Origin of the sequence: Campylobacter sp. RM16189, from assembly GCF_012978815.1 — a bacterium.
Classification (GTDB): Bacteria; Campylobacterota; Campylobacteria; order Campylobacterales; family Campylobacteraceae; genus Campylobacter_A.
The window spans coordinates 123116-142877 of record NZ_LIWR01000003.1 but is presented as its reverse complement, the minus strand read 5'-3'; the positions used below and the strand labels follow the sequence as shown (position 1 = coordinate 142877).

General features: G+C 36.7%; 19 protein-coding genes. 2 read left to right on the top strand and 17 right to left on the bottom strand.

Features of this window, described 5'->3' with window-relative positions; all coding sequences use genetic code 11:
* Nucleotides 1–14: 14 nt before the first annotated feature.
* Complete coding sequence (locus tag CDOM16189_RS02865) at nucleotides 15–686, top strand: cysteine hydrolase family protein (protein WP_169974217.1); 672 nt, start codon at nucleotides 15–17, stop codon at nucleotides 684–686.
* A gap of 49 nt (nucleotides 687–735) precedes the next feature.
* Here CDOM16189_RS02865 and CDOM16189_RS02860 read toward each other — a convergent pair whose 3' ends face one another.
* The 5 genes from CDOM16189_RS02860 to CDOM16189_RS02840 form a co-directional block, all read right to left on the bottom strand.
* On the bottom strand, nucleotides 736–1242 hold the full coding sequence (locus CDOM16189_RS02860; protein WP_169974219.1) for a GNAT family N-acetyltransferase: 507 nt from the start codon (nucleotides 1240–1242) through the stop codon (nucleotides 736–738).
* Nucleotides 1243–1245: 3 nt separating this feature from the next.
* The gene (gene dnaE / locus CDOM16189_RS02855; protein WP_170000715.1) at nucleotides 1246–4860 is read right to left on the bottom strand and encodes a DNA polymerase III subunit alpha; all 3615 of its coding nucleotides are present in this window, start codon (nucleotides 4858–4860) and stop codon (nucleotides 1246–1248) included.
* A 42-nt stretch (nucleotides 4861–4902) separates the two neighbouring features.
* The gene (locus CDOM16189_RS02850) at nucleotides 4903–5814 is read right to left on the bottom strand and encodes a glutamate--tRNA ligase family protein (RefSeq protein ID WP_170000714.1); all 912 of its coding nucleotides are present in this window, start codon (nucleotides 5812–5814) and stop codon (nucleotides 4903–4905) included.
* A gap of 128 nt (nucleotides 5815–5942) precedes the next feature.
* On the bottom strand, nucleotides 5943–6185 hold the full coding sequence (rbp, locus tag CDOM16189_RS02845; protein ID WP_169974225.1) for an RNA-binding regulator: 243 nt from the start codon (nucleotides 6183–6185) through the stop codon (nucleotides 5943–5945).
* Between the two features lie 111 nt (nucleotides 6186–6296).
* The gene (locus CDOM16189_RS02840; protein WP_169974227.1) at nucleotides 6297–6845 is read right to left on the bottom strand and encodes a DJ-1 family glyoxalase III; all 549 of its coding nucleotides are present in this window, start codon (nucleotides 6843–6845) and stop codon (nucleotides 6297–6299) included.
* 90 nt (nucleotides 6846–6935) lie between these two features.
* Between CDOM16189_RS02840 and CDOM16189_RS09955 the strand changes: the two genes are divergently transcribed.
* Nucleotides 6936–7184 carry a SelT/SelW/SelH family (seleno)protein gene (locus tag CDOM16189_RS09955; protein ID WP_260952424.1) on the top strand — a complete coding sequence of 83 codons (249 nt, stop codon included), beginning with the start codon at nucleotides 6936–6938 and terminating at the stop codon, nucleotides 7182–7184.
* A gap of 95 nt (nucleotides 7185–7279) precedes the next feature.
* Here the strand turns inward: CDOM16189_RS09955 and efp are convergent, their stop codons facing one another.
* The 12 genes from efp to CDOM16189_RS02775 form a co-directional block, all read right to left on the bottom strand.
* Nucleotides 7280–7846, bottom strand: coding sequence for an elongation factor P (gene efp / locus CDOM16189_RS02830; protein WP_169974229.1), 567 nt, complete (start codon nucleotides 7844–7846; stop codon nucleotides 7280–7282).
* Nucleotides 7847–7931: 85 nt separating this feature from the next.
* Nucleotides 7932–8168 carry a hypothetical protein gene (locus CDOM16189_RS02825; RefSeq protein WP_169974231.1) on the bottom strand — a complete coding sequence of 79 codons (237 nt, stop codon included), beginning with the start codon at nucleotides 8166–8168 and terminating at the stop codon, nucleotides 7932–7934.
* Between the two features lie 56 nt (nucleotides 8169–8224).
* Nucleotides 8225–9802 carry a phosphoglycerate dehydrogenase gene (serA, locus tag CDOM16189_RS02820; protein WP_169974233.1) on the bottom strand — a complete coding sequence of 526 codons (1578 nt, stop codon included), beginning with the start codon at nucleotides 9800–9802 and terminating at the stop codon, nucleotides 8225–8227.
* On the bottom strand, nucleotides 9799–10284 hold the full coding sequence (locus CDOM16189_RS02815; protein ID WP_169974235.1) for a hypothetical protein: 486 nt from the start codon (nucleotides 10282–10284) through the stop codon (nucleotides 9799–9801). The genes serA and CDOM16189_RS02815 overlap by 4 nt, the downstream gene beginning before the upstream one ends.
* Before the next feature lie 12 nt (nucleotides 10285–10296).
* Nucleotides 10297–11970, bottom strand: a complete 1674-nt coding sequence (locus CDOM16189_RS02810) for a 30S ribosomal protein S1 (protein ID WP_169974237.1) — start codon at nucleotides 11968–11970, stop codon at nucleotides 10297–10299.
* A gap of 182 nt (nucleotides 11971–12152) precedes the next feature.
* Nucleotides 12153–12983, bottom strand: a complete 831-nt coding sequence (locus CDOM16189_RS02805; RefSeq protein WP_169974258.1) for a 4-hydroxy-3-methylbut-2-enyl diphosphate reductase — start codon at nucleotides 12981–12983, stop codon at nucleotides 12153–12155.
* Entirely contained in the window at nucleotides 12973–14247 is a 1275-nt protein-coding gene (gene aroA / locus CDOM16189_RS02800; RefSeq protein WP_169974261.1) for a 3-phosphoshikimate 1-carboxyvinyltransferase, read from the bottom strand. The genes CDOM16189_RS02805 and aroA overlap by 11 nt, the downstream gene beginning before the upstream one ends.
* Nucleotides 14244–16577, bottom strand: coding sequence for a phenylalanine--tRNA ligase subunit beta (gene pheT, locus CDOM16189_RS02795; protein ID WP_169974263.1), 2334 nt, complete (start codon nucleotides 16575–16577; stop codon nucleotides 14244–14246). Before pheT ends, aroA begins: the two co-directional genes overlap by 4 nt.
* The gene (gene pheS / locus CDOM16189_RS02790; protein ID WP_169974265.1) at nucleotides 16574–17566 is read right to left on the bottom strand and encodes a phenylalanine--tRNA ligase subunit alpha; all 993 of its coding nucleotides are present in this window, start codon (nucleotides 17564–17566) and stop codon (nucleotides 16574–16576) included. The genes pheT and pheS overlap by 4 nt, the downstream gene beginning before the upstream one ends.
* Before the next feature lie 136 nt (nucleotides 17567–17702).
* The gene (locus CDOM16189_RS02785; protein ID WP_169974267.1) at nucleotides 17703–18827 is read right to left on the bottom strand and encodes a hypothetical protein; all 1125 of its coding nucleotides are present in this window, start codon (nucleotides 18825–18827) and stop codon (nucleotides 17703–17705) included.
* Between the two features lie 6 nt (nucleotides 18828–18833).
* Entirely contained in the window at nucleotides 18834–19298 is a 465-nt protein-coding gene (locus tag CDOM16189_RS02780; RefSeq protein WP_169974269.1) for a hypothetical protein, read from the bottom strand.
* Between the two features lie 49 nt (nucleotides 19299–19347).
* Nucleotides 19348–19707 (bottom strand): hypothetical protein, encoded by a 360-nt coding sequence (locus tag CDOM16189_RS02775; RefSeq protein ID WP_169974271.1) that lies wholly within the window; start codon nucleotides 19705–19707, stop codon nucleotides 19348–19350.
* Nucleotides 19708–19762 lie beyond the last annotated feature (55 nt).

Below are 19762 nucleotides of genomic sequence, written 5' to 3'. Positions count from 1 at the left end.
TTTGAAAGGCAAAAATGAAACTTGATAGAAAAATTTTAGACGAATTAGAAATTTGGCACGAAGAGCTAAAGCCACTTAAGATGAGCGAGCTTTTTAAAAACGGTGGCAAAAATATCGTCTTCGTAAGCGTAGATATGATAAACGGCTTTTGCTGTGAGGGCGCGTTATCTAGTCCAAGAGTGGGCGCTATAGCTAAAAATTTGGCAGATACATTTAAAAGAGCGCACGATGAGTTTGGCTTTAAAAATTTCATCTTAATCCAAGATAATCATGGCGAAGAAGCAAGCGAATTTGACGCTTTCCCGCCACATGCGATAGCAGGAACGAGCGAGGCTGAGACGATAGATGAGCTTAAAAATTTAAGCTTTTTTGATGAGATGAAAATTTATTATAAAAACTCGATAAGCTCGGCGTATTGCGACGGATTTAACCGCTTTTTAGAGCAAAATCCAAATGTGAATACCTTTGTCATCTTTGGCGACTGCACCGATCTTTGCGTTTACAACCTCGCCCTTCACATCAAGCTAAGCGCAAACGAAAAAAACATAAAACGCGAAGTTATCGTAGTAAGCGATCTGGTGCAAACCTACGACGCGCCTTGGCATAACGGGGACTTTTATCATCTGGTGTTTTTACGACATATGCAAATAGCGGCAAATATAAAAGTTATCAAATCTCTTGAATAAATTTAGGTGAATCTAAACAAAACCGACCCGCAAGCCGCTTATTCTGGTCTTAAAGACGAATTTCAAAAAGGCTTACTTTAGCATTTTGATAATGAGCCGGTAAGCCTTTAGTATCCTTTATCTCGGTAAGTCCAAGGAAGCAAAATCCGCACTTTTGATAATGCTTAATAAGCCCTAAATTTTCACCTACCGTATCAAGCCTGATAAAATTTTTACTACTTTTTAGAGCATACTCTTTAGCCCAATTGACTATATGCAAAACTAAATTTTGCCCTCTAAAGCTAGGATTTACCGCTATACGATGTATATATATGGCGGCATCGGCGTTTCTTTCTTGCCAAATTTGAGCGTCATCAAAGGCTATCGCCCAAACGCAAGCTATTGTGCCCTCTATTTTTATATTAAACTGCCTATTTTCTTTGATCTCGGTCTCTATAAACTCGCGACTAAATTTCGGCCAAGGAGCAGCACCTTTTATCTTTTGAAGCTTAACCGCCTCGTCATAAAGATATAAAATTTCGCCCACATCATCTTTTGAGCTATTTTGTATAGTCATTGTTTATCCTGCTAAGTTATTTACCTTTTCTTCAAAATTATCGCTTACTACAAATTCCGTGCTATAAACTAAAATTTGATTTTGCTCGGGGTTGGCTATCTTTATGATTAGGCTTTTATTGTTCTTTTCAATCCCATTGCGATGATCTTGCTGAGCTAGGCGGTAGATATTAGTTATCATATCCTTGCTAAGGCTTACCATGTCCAAATTTAGCTCAAGCGGAGTTAAATTTCTAGGCTTTTCACCATAGCTTGAGCCGCCATTTGAGACGTTTTGATAACTTCCGTTGCCGTTAAAATTTCGCTTCTTAAAGGTTCGCGCCTTGAAATTCATATCTTTAGCATCCTCAAGACTAACCATCTCTATAAGCCTTATGCGGTTAAACTGTCCGTCTCGAGAAAAATTTATCTTAAAGGCGTAAGGAGTCTCATAAACTGCATTTCCAAGCTTTTCAAGCTCGGCAAGTTCGCGATCAAATAGCGTTATTTCGATATTTCCGTGAAAATCAAGCACGTTTAAGGTGCCGATTTTCTTGCCGCTATTTTTAGCTATCCTCGTGCTGATATCTTCGATCTTTCCCACTACAAGCAGCTCCGCACTCTCGCCCATGCTTTCAAATTCCGAGCTTAAAGTGTAGCTTATCTCGTCAATTTGCGCCTTAAAGTCCTGCAAAGGATGACCCGAAAGATAAATTCCCACGCTATCTCTTTCGTATAAAAGCCTCTCTTTTAGCTCAAATTCCGTATCGTCCGCCAGCAAATTTACCTTCACGTTATTCATGCTCTCATCTTCGCCAAAGAGGCTTTCTGCGCTATTTTTCTTAATCTGTGCAGCGCTTTTGCAAGCTTCCATTATATTATCAAGGTTATTAAACATCATCTTTCTAGTAAAGCCAAAAGTATCAAAAGCGCCTGATTTTATGAGGCTTTCAACAACTCTTCTATTTACTCTAAAGCTGTCTATACGCGAAACAAAATCGTCAAGCTCTTTAAATTCTCCATTTTTACGCTCCTCAATGATATTTTCTATCGCTGCACCGCCAACGCCTTTAATCGCTCCAAGACCGTAAATAATAGCGTCGCTTCCATTTTCGCTAACAACGCTAAATTCTTGCATAGAGCGATTTATACAAGGCGGAAGTATGGATATGTTCATACGCTTTGTTTCGTCGATGTATTTTGCGATTTTATCCGCGTTATCCTCCTCGCTTGTTAGCAACGCCGCCATAAATTCGGCAGGATAATAGGTCTTTAGATATGCAGTTTGAAAGATTATCATCGCATAAGCTGCGGCATGCGATTTGTTAAATCCGTAAGAAGCAAATTTCAAAATCATCTCAAAGAGCTCGTCAGCCTTTGTTCCGTTTAGTCCCTTTGTAATCGCACCTTCTACGAACTGCCCTTTAAGCCTATCCATCTCCTCTTTTATCTTTTTACCCATTGCACGGCGCACCAAGTCCGCACCTCCAAGACTAAATCCGCCTATGGTTTGAACTATCTGCATAACCTGCTCCTGATATACGATAACGCCGTAAGTAGGAGCTAAAATAGGCTCAAGTTCCGGGAAAATATATGTTATCTCGGCTTCTTTATGCTTCCTTGCAACAAAATCAGGAATAAGATCCATAGGCCCAGGACGATAAAGTGCAACCATCGCGATAATATCATCAAAACAGTCAGGCTTTAGGCTAAAGCCAAGCTTGCGCATACCTTCACCCTCCACTTGAAAGAGTCCTATCGCTTGTCCGCTTTGAATAATCTCATAAGTTTTTTTATCGTTTATATCAATCGTCTCCCAGATAATATCCTTACCAAAGCGATTTTTGATAAGTTTTATCGCATTATTAATAACCGTTAGGGTTTTAAGTCCAAGGAAGTCAAATTTGATAAGATCGACGTCCTCAAGATATTTTAGACTATATTGCGTTACGTAGTGATCTTCAGCACTATTTGGCTGTCGAAACAGCGGGGCTTTGTTCCAAAGTTCTTCGTTTGAGATAACCACTCCTGCCGCGTGCATGCCTGCGTTGCGGTTTAGGCCCTCTAAATCAAGTGCAAATTTCCAAATTCTAGCCGCATTTGCATTTTTATCGATGAGCTCTTTTATCTTTGGCTCTTTTTCAAAGGCTTTTTCAAGAGTTATATTAAGCTCATCAGGTATGAGCTTAGCCATAGCGTCAGCCTCGGCATAAGGCATATTACAAACCCTTGCCACATCGCGGATAACGCCTTTTGCAAGCAATTTACCAAACGTTATAACCTGAGCTACGTTAAATTTACCGTATTTTTCGATCACATAATCAATTATTTCGCCTCTTCTATCCTGACAAAAATCCACGTCAATATCGGGCATGCTTACGCGCTCTGGATTTAAAAACCTCTCAAAAAGCAGGTTGTAAGGTATGGGATCGATATCAGTTATCCTAAGACTATACGCCACCAAGCTTCCGGCAGCCGAACCACGTCCCGGACCCACCGGCACGCCACGCTTCTTAGCCTCCCTTATAAAATCCCAAACGATCATCATGTAGCCCGGAAAATTCATCTTATTTATGATATCTATCTCAACTTCAAGGCGCTTTTTATACTCTTCGTGCTTTTCTTCAGGCACAAATTTAAGCCGCTCGGCAAGACCGTTTCTGCACTCATATTCAAAAAACACCGAGTCGTTTGCAAAGCTGTAGCGATTATCAGGCTCCGGCAGACTTAGTCCTCGCTCGGCTGCGCATTCAAGGGTAAATTTAAAATTTGGCGGTGTCGCGTCGCCAAGCTTTATCTCAAGATTGCATTTTTCTGCAATCTCTTGCGTGTTTGCTATAGCTTCAGGGATATCGGCAAAAAGCTCGCTCATCTGAGCCGGAGTCTTAACGTAAAACTCATGCACGCTATGGCGCAAGCGGTTTGGATCATCAAGCAGTTTGTTCATCGCGATACACATAAAAACTTCGTGCGCGTCGGCTCTTTGCTGAAACGTATAGTGCGTGTCGTTAGTAGCGATTATCTTGATGTCAAGCTCTTTTGCTATACGCAAAATTTGATCATCAATCCTGCGCTGATCACCGATACCGTGGCGCATGATCTCAAGATAAAAATCCTCACCGAAAATTTCCTTATACTCGCGCGCCACTTCAAGCGCTTTTTCATATCCGCCCGCTCCGTAGCGCAAATTTCGTTCGCTTTCGTTTAGATGCCAATTCACTTCGCCTTGAAGGCATGCGGAGCTACATATCACGCCCTCGCTATGCTCTCTTAATAGTTTTTTATTGATACGCGGATAGTAGTAAAAGCCCTCTATATAGCTCATCGAGCTTAGATACATCAAATTTTTATAACCAATCTCGTTTTTAGCAAAAAGACACAGGTGAAAGCGTTGCTTAGAGCTCTTATCTCCGACATCTTCGCTGTTGTGTATATAAGCTTCTATGCCGATTATAGGCTTTATGCCCTCGCCCTTCATCGTCTTGTAAAAATCAATTGCGCCAAACATATTTCCATGATCTGTTATTGCTACTGAGCTTACGCCTTGTTTTTTAAGCGTTTTGGCAAGCTCTTTTATCTTGTTGGCTCCGTCAAGCAAGGAGTATTCGGTGTGCAGATGTAAATGTGTAAAATCGCTCATAATCATTCCTTTATTAGGCTTGATTTTACAAAATAGTAGCTTTTAGAGCGCTTTTATATGGCTTATATTTTCTTTAAAGGCTTCAAGTAAATTTGATAAAGTGTCGCATTTTGCTTCGTTTAAACCGAGTTTTTTAGCTAGAAATTTATAGTGAATTTTTGCACCGTCTTTTAAATTTACGGCAGGCGCATTTGAAGTTTTTGATAGCTTTTTATCTCCGCTTTTAAGCAGGCTGTGATGGATGAAATTTGAGTTTTTGAAATTTAATCCAAGCAAATTTGCCGTATATTTTTGAGCTGCCGAACACTCAAGCAGATCCTCTCCGCGCACGAGCAAATTTACTCCAAGCTGCTCGTCATCAATGAGACTTGCAAGGTTATAAGCGGCGGTGCCGTCTTTTTTATATATCATAAAATCACCCATGTCTTTAGCCAAATTTATACTTTTGCTTTGGTTTAGATTTGCAAGCCCAAATTTTGTGCCGTCACAACCAACTTCTATCATCTCATCGCTATTTACGTGAAGTCTGACGCAGGTTTTACCCGGAATAAATTTTAGATTTTTGTTTAGGCAAATTTGTTTATAGATGCCGTTTATAAAGGAATTTTTCATCGAATGAGAGCACTCGCAAGTATAGCAAACTCCTAAATTTTCAAGTCTCTTAAGCGCGGCTTCGTAGTTTGAAGCTCTAAATTTGGAGCTAAAATTTGCCTCAAATTCAGCCACCGAACTAGCTCCGCCGTCAAAATCAATACCAAGCATATCAAGCACGCGAAAGATGTTTTCGGTATATTGGCTTTTGTATCTCACAAGATCGTAATCATCAATACGAAGGTGCAAAATTCCATCAAAAGCACGTGTAAAAAGATAAGTTAAAAGAAAATTATATACATTTCCGGCGTGAAGAAATCCACTTGGAGTAGGAGCTATACGAGAGATGATCTGCTGGTTCATAAAAACAGCTTCAAACCAAACCTAAAATTTGGCAATAAAGGCTTAAAAAATTTAAAAACTAGAGAGTTTAAAAACAGAAATTTAAATCGCATAAATTTTAAAAAGCCGCCCAAGCGAGCGGCTAAATTTTACTCTTTTGGGCGAGCTTCATTTACTCTTAAAGCCCTTCCGCCTACCTCTTTGTCATTTAACGCTTCTATCGCCTTGACTGCTTCGGCATCATCCATTTCAACAAATCCAAACCCTTTTGAGCGATTTGTGTCTCGATCTTTAACGATTCTTGCACGTTTTACTTCACCAAATGGCGAAAAAGTATCCTTAAGCTCTGCCTCAGTCATGCGATATGACAAGTTACCGACGTAAATATTCACAGTAACGTTTCCTTAAAATCAAATTTCCGATAAAATCGGTTGCTTGATGATACCTGAATTTACAAAAAATAGCTAGTAAATTTGGCATTTGTAAGCAAATTTAACTCAATTTTACACAGTAAATAAAAGACCCTCTTTTACCTCTTTGTAAATTTTCTCTCCGCAGAGATTTTTAACCAGCTCAAGCGCAAATTCCATAGCCGTAGCAGGACCTCGAGAAGTAATGATGTTGCCGTCTTTTACGACATTTTGAGAGCTTATATATCCGCTATCTTTAACGTGAGCTTCAAAGCTTGGATAGCAAGTGTAGCTCTCTTTTATCACGCCGGCCTTTGCTAAAGCCATAGGAGCTGCGCAAATGGCGCCTATAAATTTGCCTTTGCTATCAAATTCTTTTAAAAGCGCTTGAAGTTTAGCGCTGTTTGCTAGGTGTTCCGCTCCCGGCAAGCCTCCTGGAAGCACTATCATGTCAAACTCGCTTTCGCAAATTTTTTCAAGCGTAGTGTCGGCATGAACTTTTACGCCATGAGCTCCTGTAAGAATATCCGCATCAAGCCCTACAAATTTCGCCTCAGCTCCCGCTCTTTTTAATACATCGATAATGGTTATCGCTTCAATCTCTTCAAAGCCGTTTGCAAGCATTACAGCTACTTTTTTCATATCTGCTCCTTTAAAGTTGTTTCTTGATTATACGTTAGATTAACTGAATTTGTGTTAGAATTCAAAACTTCTTGACAAGAAAGGACATAAATGGAAGTAAAGATTACTTATTGTAATTCTTGAAATTACAAACCGACAGCTTCTCGTGTAGAAGAAAAAATACTTTCAGAAATCAAAGGTGCTAGGGTTAGCAAGGTCGTCGGAAGTGGCGGAAACTTCATAGTTGAAGTTGATGGAAAAGTTGTATTTTCCAAAAAAGATCTGATAGGCACTACCGTAAATGCTCTACCAAATAACGAAGAGATCGAAGCTTTGGTACAAAGCCTAAAATCCGCTTAAATTCTAAAGAGCCAAAGCTAAATTCGGCTTTGGCTTTATCAACTAAATTTGCAAAGCTTGAACTTAAATTTTAAGACTCAAGTTGCTTTCAAAACTTATTTATTAGCTCTCTCGATATACTCGCCTCTAACGGTATCTACGCGGATAACTTCGCCTTCAAGCACGTGAAAAGGTATTTGCACAACAGCACCGCTTTCAAGCGTAGCAGGCTTTTTACCGCCTTGCGTGTCGCCCTTGAAATTTGGCGGAGTTTCTACTATCTTTAGTTCAACCACTTGAGGCACCTCGACACCGATAGCCTTGCCGTTGTGGAAAAGTATATCAACCATCATACCGTCTATCATCCATTTTTTAACTTCACCCACATCATCGTCACTGATCGCTACTTGCTCGTAAGTCGCCGTATCCATAAACTGGCAATACTCACCGTCATCGTAAAGATACTGCATCTGCTTTTCTTCCAAATTTGGCTGATCGGCTTTATCGCCCGCGTGAAATGTCTTTTCAAGTACTTTACCGTCTATAAACGACTTAATCTTAGCTCTTACAAAAGCCGCTCCTTTGCCCGGTTTTACGTGTTGATATTCAACTACCTTGTAAGGAACGCCGTCTAATTCGATCTTTAAGCCTTTTTTTAAATCTCCCATTGAGTATGTTGCCATAAATTCTCCTTATTAAATAATCGCCGATTATATCAAAATTACAATTATAGATTTATTATTTTAAAAAATTGTGTAGCTAAAAGGCTTATTTTTCACCGAATTTAAAAGTCCCTTTTTTCTTTTCACTTCCATCTGATTGAGAATATATCTCTCTCATAAGCTGTTCGCTTACACTTGGATTATCTTCTTTTATCTTTTGAAATTTTTTCTTTTCGGTTAAAATTCTCTCGAAACTCTGAGTGCTTCGTCTTTGTGCCTCACTCTCACATCCTATAATAAAAAACAAAGTCAAACAAAAAATCAAAATTTGAAAATAATTCATATAAATTCACCACTCCGTAAATATTTTAAGCCTCCTAAAGAAGAGGCTTAAAATATCTATAATACAGCATATTTCGCCCAAACACAAACATCAAGGCTATTTAATTTACCAAGAGTTTCTTTTGATATTTTTTCATCAACAAGAACAACCGCAAGCGCAAATCCATGCTGATCTCGACCCAATCTAAAGTCTGCAATATTGATTTTTTCATCTGCCAAAATAGCACTAATTTTTGCAATTACTCCAGGCACATCGGAGTTTTTAAATATTATCATCTTGCCTTTTGGCTTAAAGTCGGTTTTAAATCCGTTGATACCCACTATGCGTTGATCCGATTCATCAAACACAGTTCCGCTCACTGATGTTATACCGCTATCTGTAGTAACTTTTACTGTCACTCTGTTTTTATATCCACTCTCTGGCACACAAATAGCATCTGTTAAAATTCCTTTTTCATCGGCTAGAAATTTAGCATTTACATAGTTAATACCATCCCCTAAACTCTCTTTTAAAACGCCTACAAGAGCGAATGTAAGCATAGATTTTATGTAGTTTCCTATATATCCTTCCGCCTCAACCTTAATAGCCTTTACAGGCGCGTGAGTCATTTGTGCCGCTAAAAAAGACATCTTGGAAATTAGCTCTATATAAGGCTCTAAAAAAGGAGGTAGATCCTCTGTCTTGATAGGCAAATTTAAAGCATTCGGATAGCTTATGCCACGAGCTGCACTGATAGCCTGTTCCGCTGCTGCGATAGCGATATTGCTTTGAGACTCAAGAGTATTTGCACCAAGATGAGGAGTAACGCTAATATTATCAAGATCAAGCAGAGGGTGATCTGTCGCAGGCTCTTTGGAAAATACATCAATACCCGCAAAGGCTATCTTGCCACTTTTTAAGGCTTTTTCAAGAGCCTCTTCGTTATAAAGCCCGCCACGTGCGCAGTTTATGAGTCTTACGCCATCTTTCATCTTTAAAATTTCATTTTCACCTATTATATTGGTAGTCTCTTTTGTCTTAGGAGTATGGATGGTGATAAAATCGCAAGCCAAAATATCATCAAAATCCCTAGTATAAGTTCCGCCCATATCAGTTACCTTAGATGGATCTATATATGGATCATAGGCTATTATTTGCATACCAAAGGCAGCAGCTCTAGTAGCAACCCTTGAGCCTATGTTGCCAAAACCTATAACACCTAAAGTTTTGTTAAACAGTTCAACTCCGTACCATTTTTCGCGCTTCCATATTCTATCGATTTTTAGGGCATTATGAGCATAAGGAAAACTTCTAGCAGCCGCCAACATATGAGCCATAGTTAGTTCAACCGCTGCAATCGTATTTGCCGTAGGAACGTTCATAGCGATAATTCCTCGCTTGGAGCATCCATCTATATCTACGTTGTCCACACCAACGCCTGCTCTAACAAGAGCTTTTAAATTTTTAGCCGCATTTAAAAACCTCTCGTCTACTTCTGTAGAGCTCCTGGTTATCGCTACATCCGCTTCGCCTATAATCTCCAAAAGCTTATCTTTTGGTACAGAAGTAGCGTCAACTACCTTTATATTTTCTTCACGGTTTAAAATTTCAAAACCAACCTGATGAATCGCATCACATACAATTATCGTTTTCACAGCTTAACCTCCATAATTTGCGAGTGTATATCATACGTTTTAAGATCATCTATAACACGATTTAATATACTGACATCTTGCGTATTGATATATATTAGATTTTTAGAATTTTCTTTTATTACACTAAAATCGACAGAGATATTTTTAAGAGTTTGACTTAGACAAAACATAGAATATATATCATTTTTATCTATTATTAATTGATAGACTCTTTTTTCAAAATTATCTTTTTCGCTATTTTTAAACTCTATAAATATCTCATTTGCAGCTAAAATATACTCTTTAGGAGTCAAATTTGCAAGTTTATTAACCCAGGAAACTTCATTTTTGCTTCCATTTGACTCAACTTCTTTTATAATATCTTGCTTTTGTGGTATTCCTTGAGCTAAATTTGCGTTTGCATATCTCCATAGAAAAAACCCACAGAGACATACAAACGCCAGTAAGCAAACGATCACAGAAGCAAGCAGATGTCGTTTCATTTAATTTCTAAATTAAGACAGCTGCTCTTTTATAATATCGCCCAATGTAACCTTGTCATTACTATTTATTTCATTTAGAACTTCACGTTCTTTTTGTTTAGCCAAGCGTCTTATACTTAGGCGAATTCTATTCTTTTTCTCGTCTATAAAAGCTATTGCGGCTTCGATATTATCATTAATATTCAGATCCTCGGCTTTTACACTCCCCATATCCTCTTTACGGATTAAGGCATCAACGTTGTCACCAAGCTCTACAAATATACCAAACTCTTTAATATCGCGAATTTTACCGGTTACTATATCACCCACATTGAACTTTTTAGCATAGGCTTGAACAGGGCTTTGTTTTAAATCTTTTAGACTTAGAGATATCTTTTGTTCGTTATTATCTATCTTTATAATCTTGACTTCAACTTCATCGCCTATTTTAAACATATCTTTGCACTTATCGTTTCTATCCCAAGAAGCGTCTTCGTTGTGCAACAATCCCTCTACTCCACCAATTTTAACAAAGGCACCAAAATTAGTAACTGTAGTAACAGCTCCTTTTACCACGTCGCCTTCTTTAAATTTAGAGTTAAACTCGTCAAACGGTTTTGGAAGTAGATTTTTAAGGCTAACTCTTAAACGACGATCGTTAGCGTCTATCTCTATTACCTCTACATCAAGCTCTTCGCCTTCGCTTATATGATCTTTAGGATTTTTTATATTTTTATCCCAAGAAATTTCAGATATGTGCAAAAATCCTTCTATGTCATTTCCAAGATCTACAAAAGCGCCATAAGGCTCAATATTGCTGACTATTACTTTTATGGTATCGCCAACTTCCAAACTATCTTTAATCTCATCCCAAGGATCCGGCATAGCAGCTTTTATAGATAGTGAAAGGTGTTTTTTCTCATTATCGTATTTAATAACCTTAACTAAAACCTTATCGCCTTCTTTATAAATAGATCCAGGATTTACAGGGCCTTTGTAACTAATTTCACTATAGTGAACAAGCCCGTCTACTCCGCCAACATCTACAAACATTCCATAAGTTGTGATCTTCTTTACGGTGCCTTCGATAGCGTTTTCATTCGCGATTATTGACGAAATAGCCTCTTTTTTCTTCTTGCGATCTTCATCTAGCAGTCTTTTTCTGGAAACAACTATACTTTGTTCCTCTTTATCAACCTTGATAACTTTAACTTTATAAGTTTTTCCCATTACGGAATTCGCATCTTTAAATCCACTTTGAGATTTTGGTAAGAAAAACTCGATTCCGTCATTATTTTGAGCTACGAAACCACCTTTATTTTTACCTATTATTTTAACATCAAACACATCTTGATTATCTTCATTGTAAGATTCGATATAGGCCTTAACCTTCTCTTTTCTTAAGGCTTTTTTATGAGAAACTATCGGTCTTCCGCCACGAGATCCGGTTATAACAACCTTGATAGTATCATTGATATTAAATTTTAAATTTCCGTTTTCATCACTAATCTCGGATATATTTAAAATTCCTTCCGATTTTTTACCTACATTGACGAAAACCTCATCACCTTTGATATCGACAATGGTACCGTCGCTATCTTCTTCAGTCTTTTTAAAAGACTCCTCCAACATCGCTGCAAAGTCTTCTTCTTCTATAAGTTCATCCTTTGCTTTATTGATTTGAACATTTTTGTTCACCGCAGCCATCGTGATCCTTTTGAGTATATTTTGCTTGCACTATTTTTAGTTACAATTAGCCAGATTATACTTAAAAATAACTTATTTGTAGATTAACTTACGAGAATTGGGGACTAAAATAGATATCCTTGAGTAATTTTAAACTCAATTTTTATAAATTTAAAATTATTCAATTAAGCATAATATATCTGCTAGTTTTTAAATTCTTCTATCTTTTTTATAACGTTTTGTATGATCCAATCAGGCGTGCTAGCTCCAGCACTTACTCCGCAGTGATTTTTATTCCTAAACCACTCCTCATTGAGCTCACTCTCATTTTCTATCAGATAGCTATCGTTGCAAAAATTTTTAGATATCAGATATAGCTGCTTTGTATTGGATGAATTTTTTCCGCCTATTATTATCATCACATCGGCTCTTTCGGCAAGCTCTTTAACAGCCTCTTGGTTTTCCAAGGTCGCATTGCAAATAGTGTTAAAGACTCTAACCTCTTTTGTTTTAAGCATTAAGTAGTTTACTATCTGCATAAATTTCTCTACCTTACGCGTAGTCTGGCTAACTACGGCAACCTTTTGAGAAAGCTTTATATTATCTAGCTCACTCTCGTCTAGTACCACATAAACCTTGCCCTCTGCATAAGACTTTACCCCTTTTACCTCAGGGTGATTTTCATCGCCAAAGATAACTATATCATACCCCTCTTTGCTCATTTTTTCGCAAATTTGCTGTGGCTTGGTCACAAACGGACATGTCGCGTCAATAATTTTAATATCACTATTTTTTAGTTTAGACAGATCGTTTTTGGTAATACCGTGAGTACGTATAATTGCCTTTTTTTCCTCGGTTATCTCGCTTATTCCTTCTAGGGTTTTTACATTAAAGTTTATCTTTAATCTATTAATCTCTTCATTATTATGAATAAGAGGTCCGATAGTAGCAGCATCTTTTGCATTTTCAGCGATTTTTATCGCACGCTTTACTCCAAAACAAAATCCATAACTACTTGCAAGCTCAATCTTCAACGCTAGCTCCAAGCTCTCTTAAAATATTGCTAAAATTCGGGAAAGAAGTAGAGATAAATTCGCTCTTTTCTATTACCATGCCGCATTTTAATCCTAAAATCGCAAAGCTCATAGCTATCCTATGGTCACCGTGACTATCTATTATAGCGCTATTTAGCTCTCCTCCTGTCACGCTAAACCCATCGTCAAATTCACTTACTTCAAGACCGCATTTTCTAAGACCCTCTACGACAACAGATATCCTATCGCTCTCTTTTACACGAAGCTCTTTTGCATTTCTTATTACGCTCTTTCCTTTGGCATTTGCAAAAGCTATTGCTAAAGCAGGAATCTCATCAATAAGCCAAGAGATATTTTCATCTACCTCCACGGCTCTAAGTTGAGAATATTTAATCTCTATATCTCCGATACTTTCATATTCGCTTGAAGTCTCTTTAAATTTAATATCAGCGCCCATTTTTTCTAAAATTTTATAGGCTTCTATACGAGTTTTATTTAAAAGAATATTTTTTAAAATTAAATGCGAATTTGGAATTATTGCTGCGGCAACAGCGAAAAAGAAAGCTGAGCTAGGATCGTTTGGCACAAAAATTTCAAGCGGTTTAAGAGGCGATTGCATAGGAGATACTTTAACTTCAAGATTATTTCTTACAAGCTCTGCTCCCATACCCTTTAGCATTCTTTCTGTATGATCACGGCTTAGTTCAGGCTCGCTTATAACGCATCCATTTGATTTAAGTCCTGCTAAAATAAGTGCGGATTTAACTTGAGCGGAAGCGATTTTACTCTCAAATTTAAAATACTCAAGTTTGCCTCCTCGGATACAAAGAGGAGCCATATCTCCATTATTCACACCATCTATTTTAGCTCCGACACTTATTAACGGCTTTCCTACTCTTGCCATCGGACGGCGATTTAGATATTGATCTCCACTTAGCACAAAAAATCCGTCAGTCGCGGCCAAAAACCCCATAAGAAGCCTCATTGCGGTTCCAGAATTTCCACACTCAAGCACGGAGTGTGGCTCCTGCAGTTTTTGAGGTGGAATTATGGTCATAACTCCATTTTCTTCTGATACTTTGGCACCTAAAAGCTTAATTATATTTAAAGTATTTAATGCATCTTCAGCCTTTAGATAGTTTCTTATTATGGATGGCTTGTCACTTAGTAGCGAAAATATAGCACATCTATGAGATATCGATTTATCCGCCGCTATAACCTCTAATTTAGCTTCAATCCTATCTTTTAAAGCAAAAATTTTCATCTTACTCCGATATTTAAATTTTTCTTCAAACTGTCTAAAATTTTATCCATTATCAGTGCTATCTCTTCATCTTCAAGCGTTTTTTCTATATCTTGGAAAACAAATTTCACAGTCAAACTAGAATTTGAACCTAAATTTTTATCTCTATATATATCAACAGGTAAAAATTCCTTCAAACATCTTATTTTAAGAGCATTAATACACTCTTTTATGACTTCAAATTTCATATCATCAGGTACAATCAGGCTCAAATCTCTGCTTATTGCCGGGAATTTAGAGTAGGTCTTTACGGCAACGCTACTAAATTTAAGCTTACCAAAATCAACTTCGCAAAGATAGGTTTTAGGTAGATCAAATCTATTCTCAACCACCACATTAACTCTACCTATATAGCCTACTTTAACACCATTTCGATAAATTTCAGCCTGCTCAAATTCGCTTAGATAATTTATATCTTTACTAGGCTTTAATTCAAATTCTCCGATCGCATTCCTAACTGCAGAAGCAAAGCTTAAAAAGCCTATTTCAGAAGGCTTGGCTGAATTTAGTAAACTTGGCTCCCTCACAAGTCCACTAGCTACAAACCCAAATCTCTCGCTTTGGCTTCCATTCTCATCAAAAACACTTCCGAATTCAAAAATTTTGACCGATTTTTTTGAATTTTTAATATTTCTTTCTGCAGATTTCAAAAGATGATTTACAAGAGTCGGACGAAGAGTGTTAAGCTCATTGCTTATAGGATTTGCGATCTCTACTTTGCAAGGTTTAAAGCCAAGCTCGTTTAGCTCATTCAAATCATCAAATACATAATGAACAGACTCAAAAAAGCCGCTACTGGCCGCTTTGCGTCTTAAATTTAACGCATTTTTATAATCTACAAAGGTATCATTTATACGATTTTGTTCGCTAAATTTCAACGGTTTTGAAGCAATATTATCAATCCCTATGATTCTAACGATCTCTTCGCATACATCTTGAGCGTTTATGATATCGTGGCGAAAATGAGGAACTTTGACATTCGCACTATCTTTTTCCACATTGAAATTTACTTCAAATCCAAGCTTTTTAAGGATTTTTACGACATCATTTTTCAAAACTTCTTGCCCTATCATCCTATTCATTTCGCTCATAGTAAAGCTAACCACTCGTGGCTCTTTTTGCAAAATACTCTGTTGAGAGCCTGCATATATCAAAGCGCTCTTTGATCCTGCAAGCATTTTAAAGAGATAATCTGCTCCAAAATTTATGTTAGGCTCGCTCCCTCTTAAGCTTCTATAAACATAATCGAAGCGCGGCATTTTTTTATCTTCGTATATCGTAGTAGCGATTATTTCAGGATTTGTGTAGCTTGCCTCTATAACGATAATTTTACTATTATCATCTATTTTAGCCGCATCGCTTTGATAAATTCCAGCCACTCCTAAATTTTCGCCGCCTACCATAATCTTGCTTGCAGAGTGTGCGTCCTTATCTATATCAAAAACAACTCTGCCATCATCTTTTTTAAGCTTGTCATAATCATATGCGTTAAATATGACTCCTGTAGAGTAAGTAACGTATTCTAGTAATCTTTCTACGCAGTTTTGCTTGCTACACTCAATGATTGCCAAACGCATCTTCATAAGCAAATTTTCGCTAAATTTCTCTTTTAGTTCAAAAGCCCTATATTGAAGATTACTTTGTATATTCTCTTCTGTACGAAGAGTCAAAATTCTACCAATTCCTAGTAAATTTTCAGCCTCTTCATACTTGCTTACATCTCTTAATGGCAAATCAAGAGCGGCAGAAAGATCTCTTGCGATACCATATACGCTTAGGCAGTCGCCTCTATTTGGTGTAAGATCAATCTCTATAATATCATCATTTAGTAAAGAGTATTCACAAAGTTCTCGTCCAAGCTTTAGCTCTCCGATACTCTCATCAAGAGGCAAAATTCCATCATTTACTTTAACTAAGCCTAGCTCTGTAGAAGAGCAGATCATACCACTTGACTCAACTCCTCGAAGTTTGGTCTTTTTTATTTCAAGTCCACTTGGCATAACGGCACCAATTAGAGCTACCGGAACAAACTGTCCGGCTTCTACGTTTTTAGCTCCACAAACTATCTGTAATGTTTCGCTTCCGACATCTACCTGGCATACGCTTAATTTATCCGCATCAGGATGCTTATCTCTACTCTTTACATATCCAACAACAATATTTTTAGGGATTCTTACCGAATTAAAGCTATCAACTTCAAGACCGATGGAATTTAAAGTCTTTAAAATCCTCTCGCTATCCACATTTGCTATATCCACCCACTCATTTAGCCAATTTCTTGAAATCATCATTTAAACTGCTCCAATAATCTTAAATCTCCCTCAAAAAGCGAGCGCAAATCAGGAATTTGATGAAGCAGCATCGCAAAGCGCTCCACACCAAGACCAAAGGCATATCCGCTTACATTTTTGTAGCCAACCGCCTTAAATACATTTGAATCAACCACGCCGCATCCAAGCACTTCAAGCCAGCCCGTCTGCTTGCACACTCTACACCCTTCGCCTTTGCAGAAGATACAGCTTATATCAACTTCAGCCGATGGCTCCGTAAACGGGAAAAAGCTTGGGCGAAAGCGTACCTGAACATCACCAAACATATACCTTAAGAAATTTTCAAGCATGCTTTTTAAATTTGCAAAGCTAACTACGCCTTCATCCTCGACGACAAGTCCTTCAACCTGATGAAACATCGGAGTATGCGTTAAGTCCATATCGCGGCGAAACACAGCACCGGGCGCTATCATGCGAATAGGAGGCTTTGTGCTCATCATGGTTCGAACCTGCACCGGACTTGTGTGCGTGCGAAGCAGTTTAAAATCTTTAAAATAAAACGTATCTTGCATGTCGCGCGCAGGGTGATATTTAGGCAAATTTAGCGCCTCAAAGTTATGAAAATCATCCTCGATTAGAGGTCCTGTTTCAAGCGAGAAATTTTGCATCATAAAATACTCTATAATGCGGTCCATCGTAGCCATAACCGGATGAAGAGCGCCGGTGCTGCTTGGCTCGTTAAAGAGTGTTACGTCTATGGCGCTTGCTTTCATCTTAGCTTTTATCTCACCGCTTTCAAGCTCAGTTTTTTTAGCGGCTAAAAGCGTCTCAAATTCATCACGCATCTTATTTAAATTTGCAGCGAAAGCCTTCTTCTCATCTTCGCCCATATTTTTAAGTTTGGCAAATTCAGAGGTTATGATGCCTTTTTTACCAAGCAAATCTACGCGAATTTTGTCGAGATCGGCTAAATTCTTGCATTTACTTATATTTTCTTTATACTCTTGCAATTTCTTACCTTGTATTAAAATTTTGAACTATTTTAGCTAAAAGTTTTTGAAGTGTTGATAAAAGAGACAATGCGACAAATCTATAAAGTATTTAATACCAATCCGATTATTAAAATTAATTATAAAAATTTATAGATTAAATTCTTTTATTAAAAACAGGAATCTCGTCTATAGAACGAAATTTAAATCCTTTTAATCTTTGCATCTCTTTTATTATTAAATTATTATCTGTATTAAAATTTAAATTTTGAATATCAGTGTAAACATGTTGAAGTATATAATTCATGCTTGCAAATAAAACATTATCTAATGTTTTATTGACAGGAATTAGCATATCATATCGCTTGCCATGATGAAATTTACATATTTTAGCAACACTTCCATGTTCATCATCTGTTATAAAAAATTCAAATAACGATGGTTCTGTCATAAAGTGATAGATAAAAAAATGAATATTTACACCGCTTTTATTATTTTTGATAGCAAAAGGCATTTTAGTAAATCCAATGCACTCTGTTAAAATTTTCATTTTATCCTCAAAACCAAGATTCAAAAAATATTCAGATATTTTGCTTAAAACCACCAATTCTTTAGCTGTCATTGTTTCATTTCTACAACAACCCGCCTCACTCACACGACCGGTAACAAGATTAACCATATTATCAAGATTATTCATTGCCGAAATATTAGTTAATCCGTATTTGGATATATAAAAATCATTTTCATTCAAAAAACTTTGCTTCATTGCAGTATTGATTTTAGAATATCCTGGTAACGGACACCAATTTATATCTATAAAATCTTCTCCATAAAAATAAGTTTCAGCAGGATGCTTATTTATTTGTATAGTTATAGGCTCCAAAAATCTCGTTGTGCTTTTTCTATAAAATATATTCGCACGTTCAGGATTTCCGATATTATATTTTTTCATAATAGATATTATAACAATAAACATGACATCCAGAAAGTTATAAAAATTTCCTTTACAGCTTAATATACTATTAGTTTCTGATTCGTATTCTTTTGAATCGATATGACAAAATTCATCGACTGAAATACCTATTCTATCAATAAACTCTTTGCACATACTATCAAATTCATAGAACTGATATATAAAATTTAGTTGCTCATATATAAATATTTTTGCTTTGTTCTGGTTTGTAATTTTATAAACAATATTTGATATTAAAACTTTAATATGTTCTTTCTCTTGACTGCTGAGATATTTCCTCTCTAAGTTCAGAAAATGTATATTTATCACCAAACATTATATCCTCCCATAATTTGAGAGAATACACTCTTTTATTTTTTCTGAATTTCCTATGTTGTATTTCAACATAACACTAAGCGTAATAATCTGCATAGCAATCTTGCCGTCTATTGACGGAGCTAATCCTTCCTCAAAAAGATCATAAATTACATCGCTAGCTTCAGTATCGCAACTAAATAAATCTGCATTATAAAACTCATATTTTGGAATGCCCGACATATCTATAAAACTTTTACATAAAATATCACTATCATAAAAAAAATACATAAAATTAAGCTGTTCATATACAAATTTTCTAGCTTCATCTATATTGTTAATTTTACTATGAGCTTTTTTTATTGCTTTTGCAAGCACATTATTATATTCTGTATGCACTTTCTTATCATTGGTTTTATTATTAATCCAGCCAACAAAAATAGCAACAATAAGCATAACAATAATTAATTCTTGATTTTCTATCATCTTAACAACTCCTAGCAATAATTCATTAATAGCAACTAAAAAATATATTTTATTGAAGTTGCTCAATAAAAGAAGAAATCATCAAAAGCTTATCTAGCGAGCTTTTAAGAAACTCTAAATCTACATCCCTAGAGGTATAAGCCGGATTATCTGGCACCTCAAAATTACTAACTAAATCTACAAGCTGTCTAGCGCTATCAATCTCATCGTTAGGCACAGAAAATCCTTCTGATGACAATACAGACCATATATCTTCGGTTCCTAATATATCTTGCATTTTGCGCATTTTAGATTCCACAAGATGCTTAGTAAGCAATACGATTACATCTGTATAGCTTTCCTGCTTACCCCCTAGAAGCCTTTCAATAGCTTGATAATACTGAGTCTCAATAGAAAGGATGCAAACCATTATTAATCCTTTATTTTAAAAATATTTTTTATCTATTTAGAAGTATATATATATT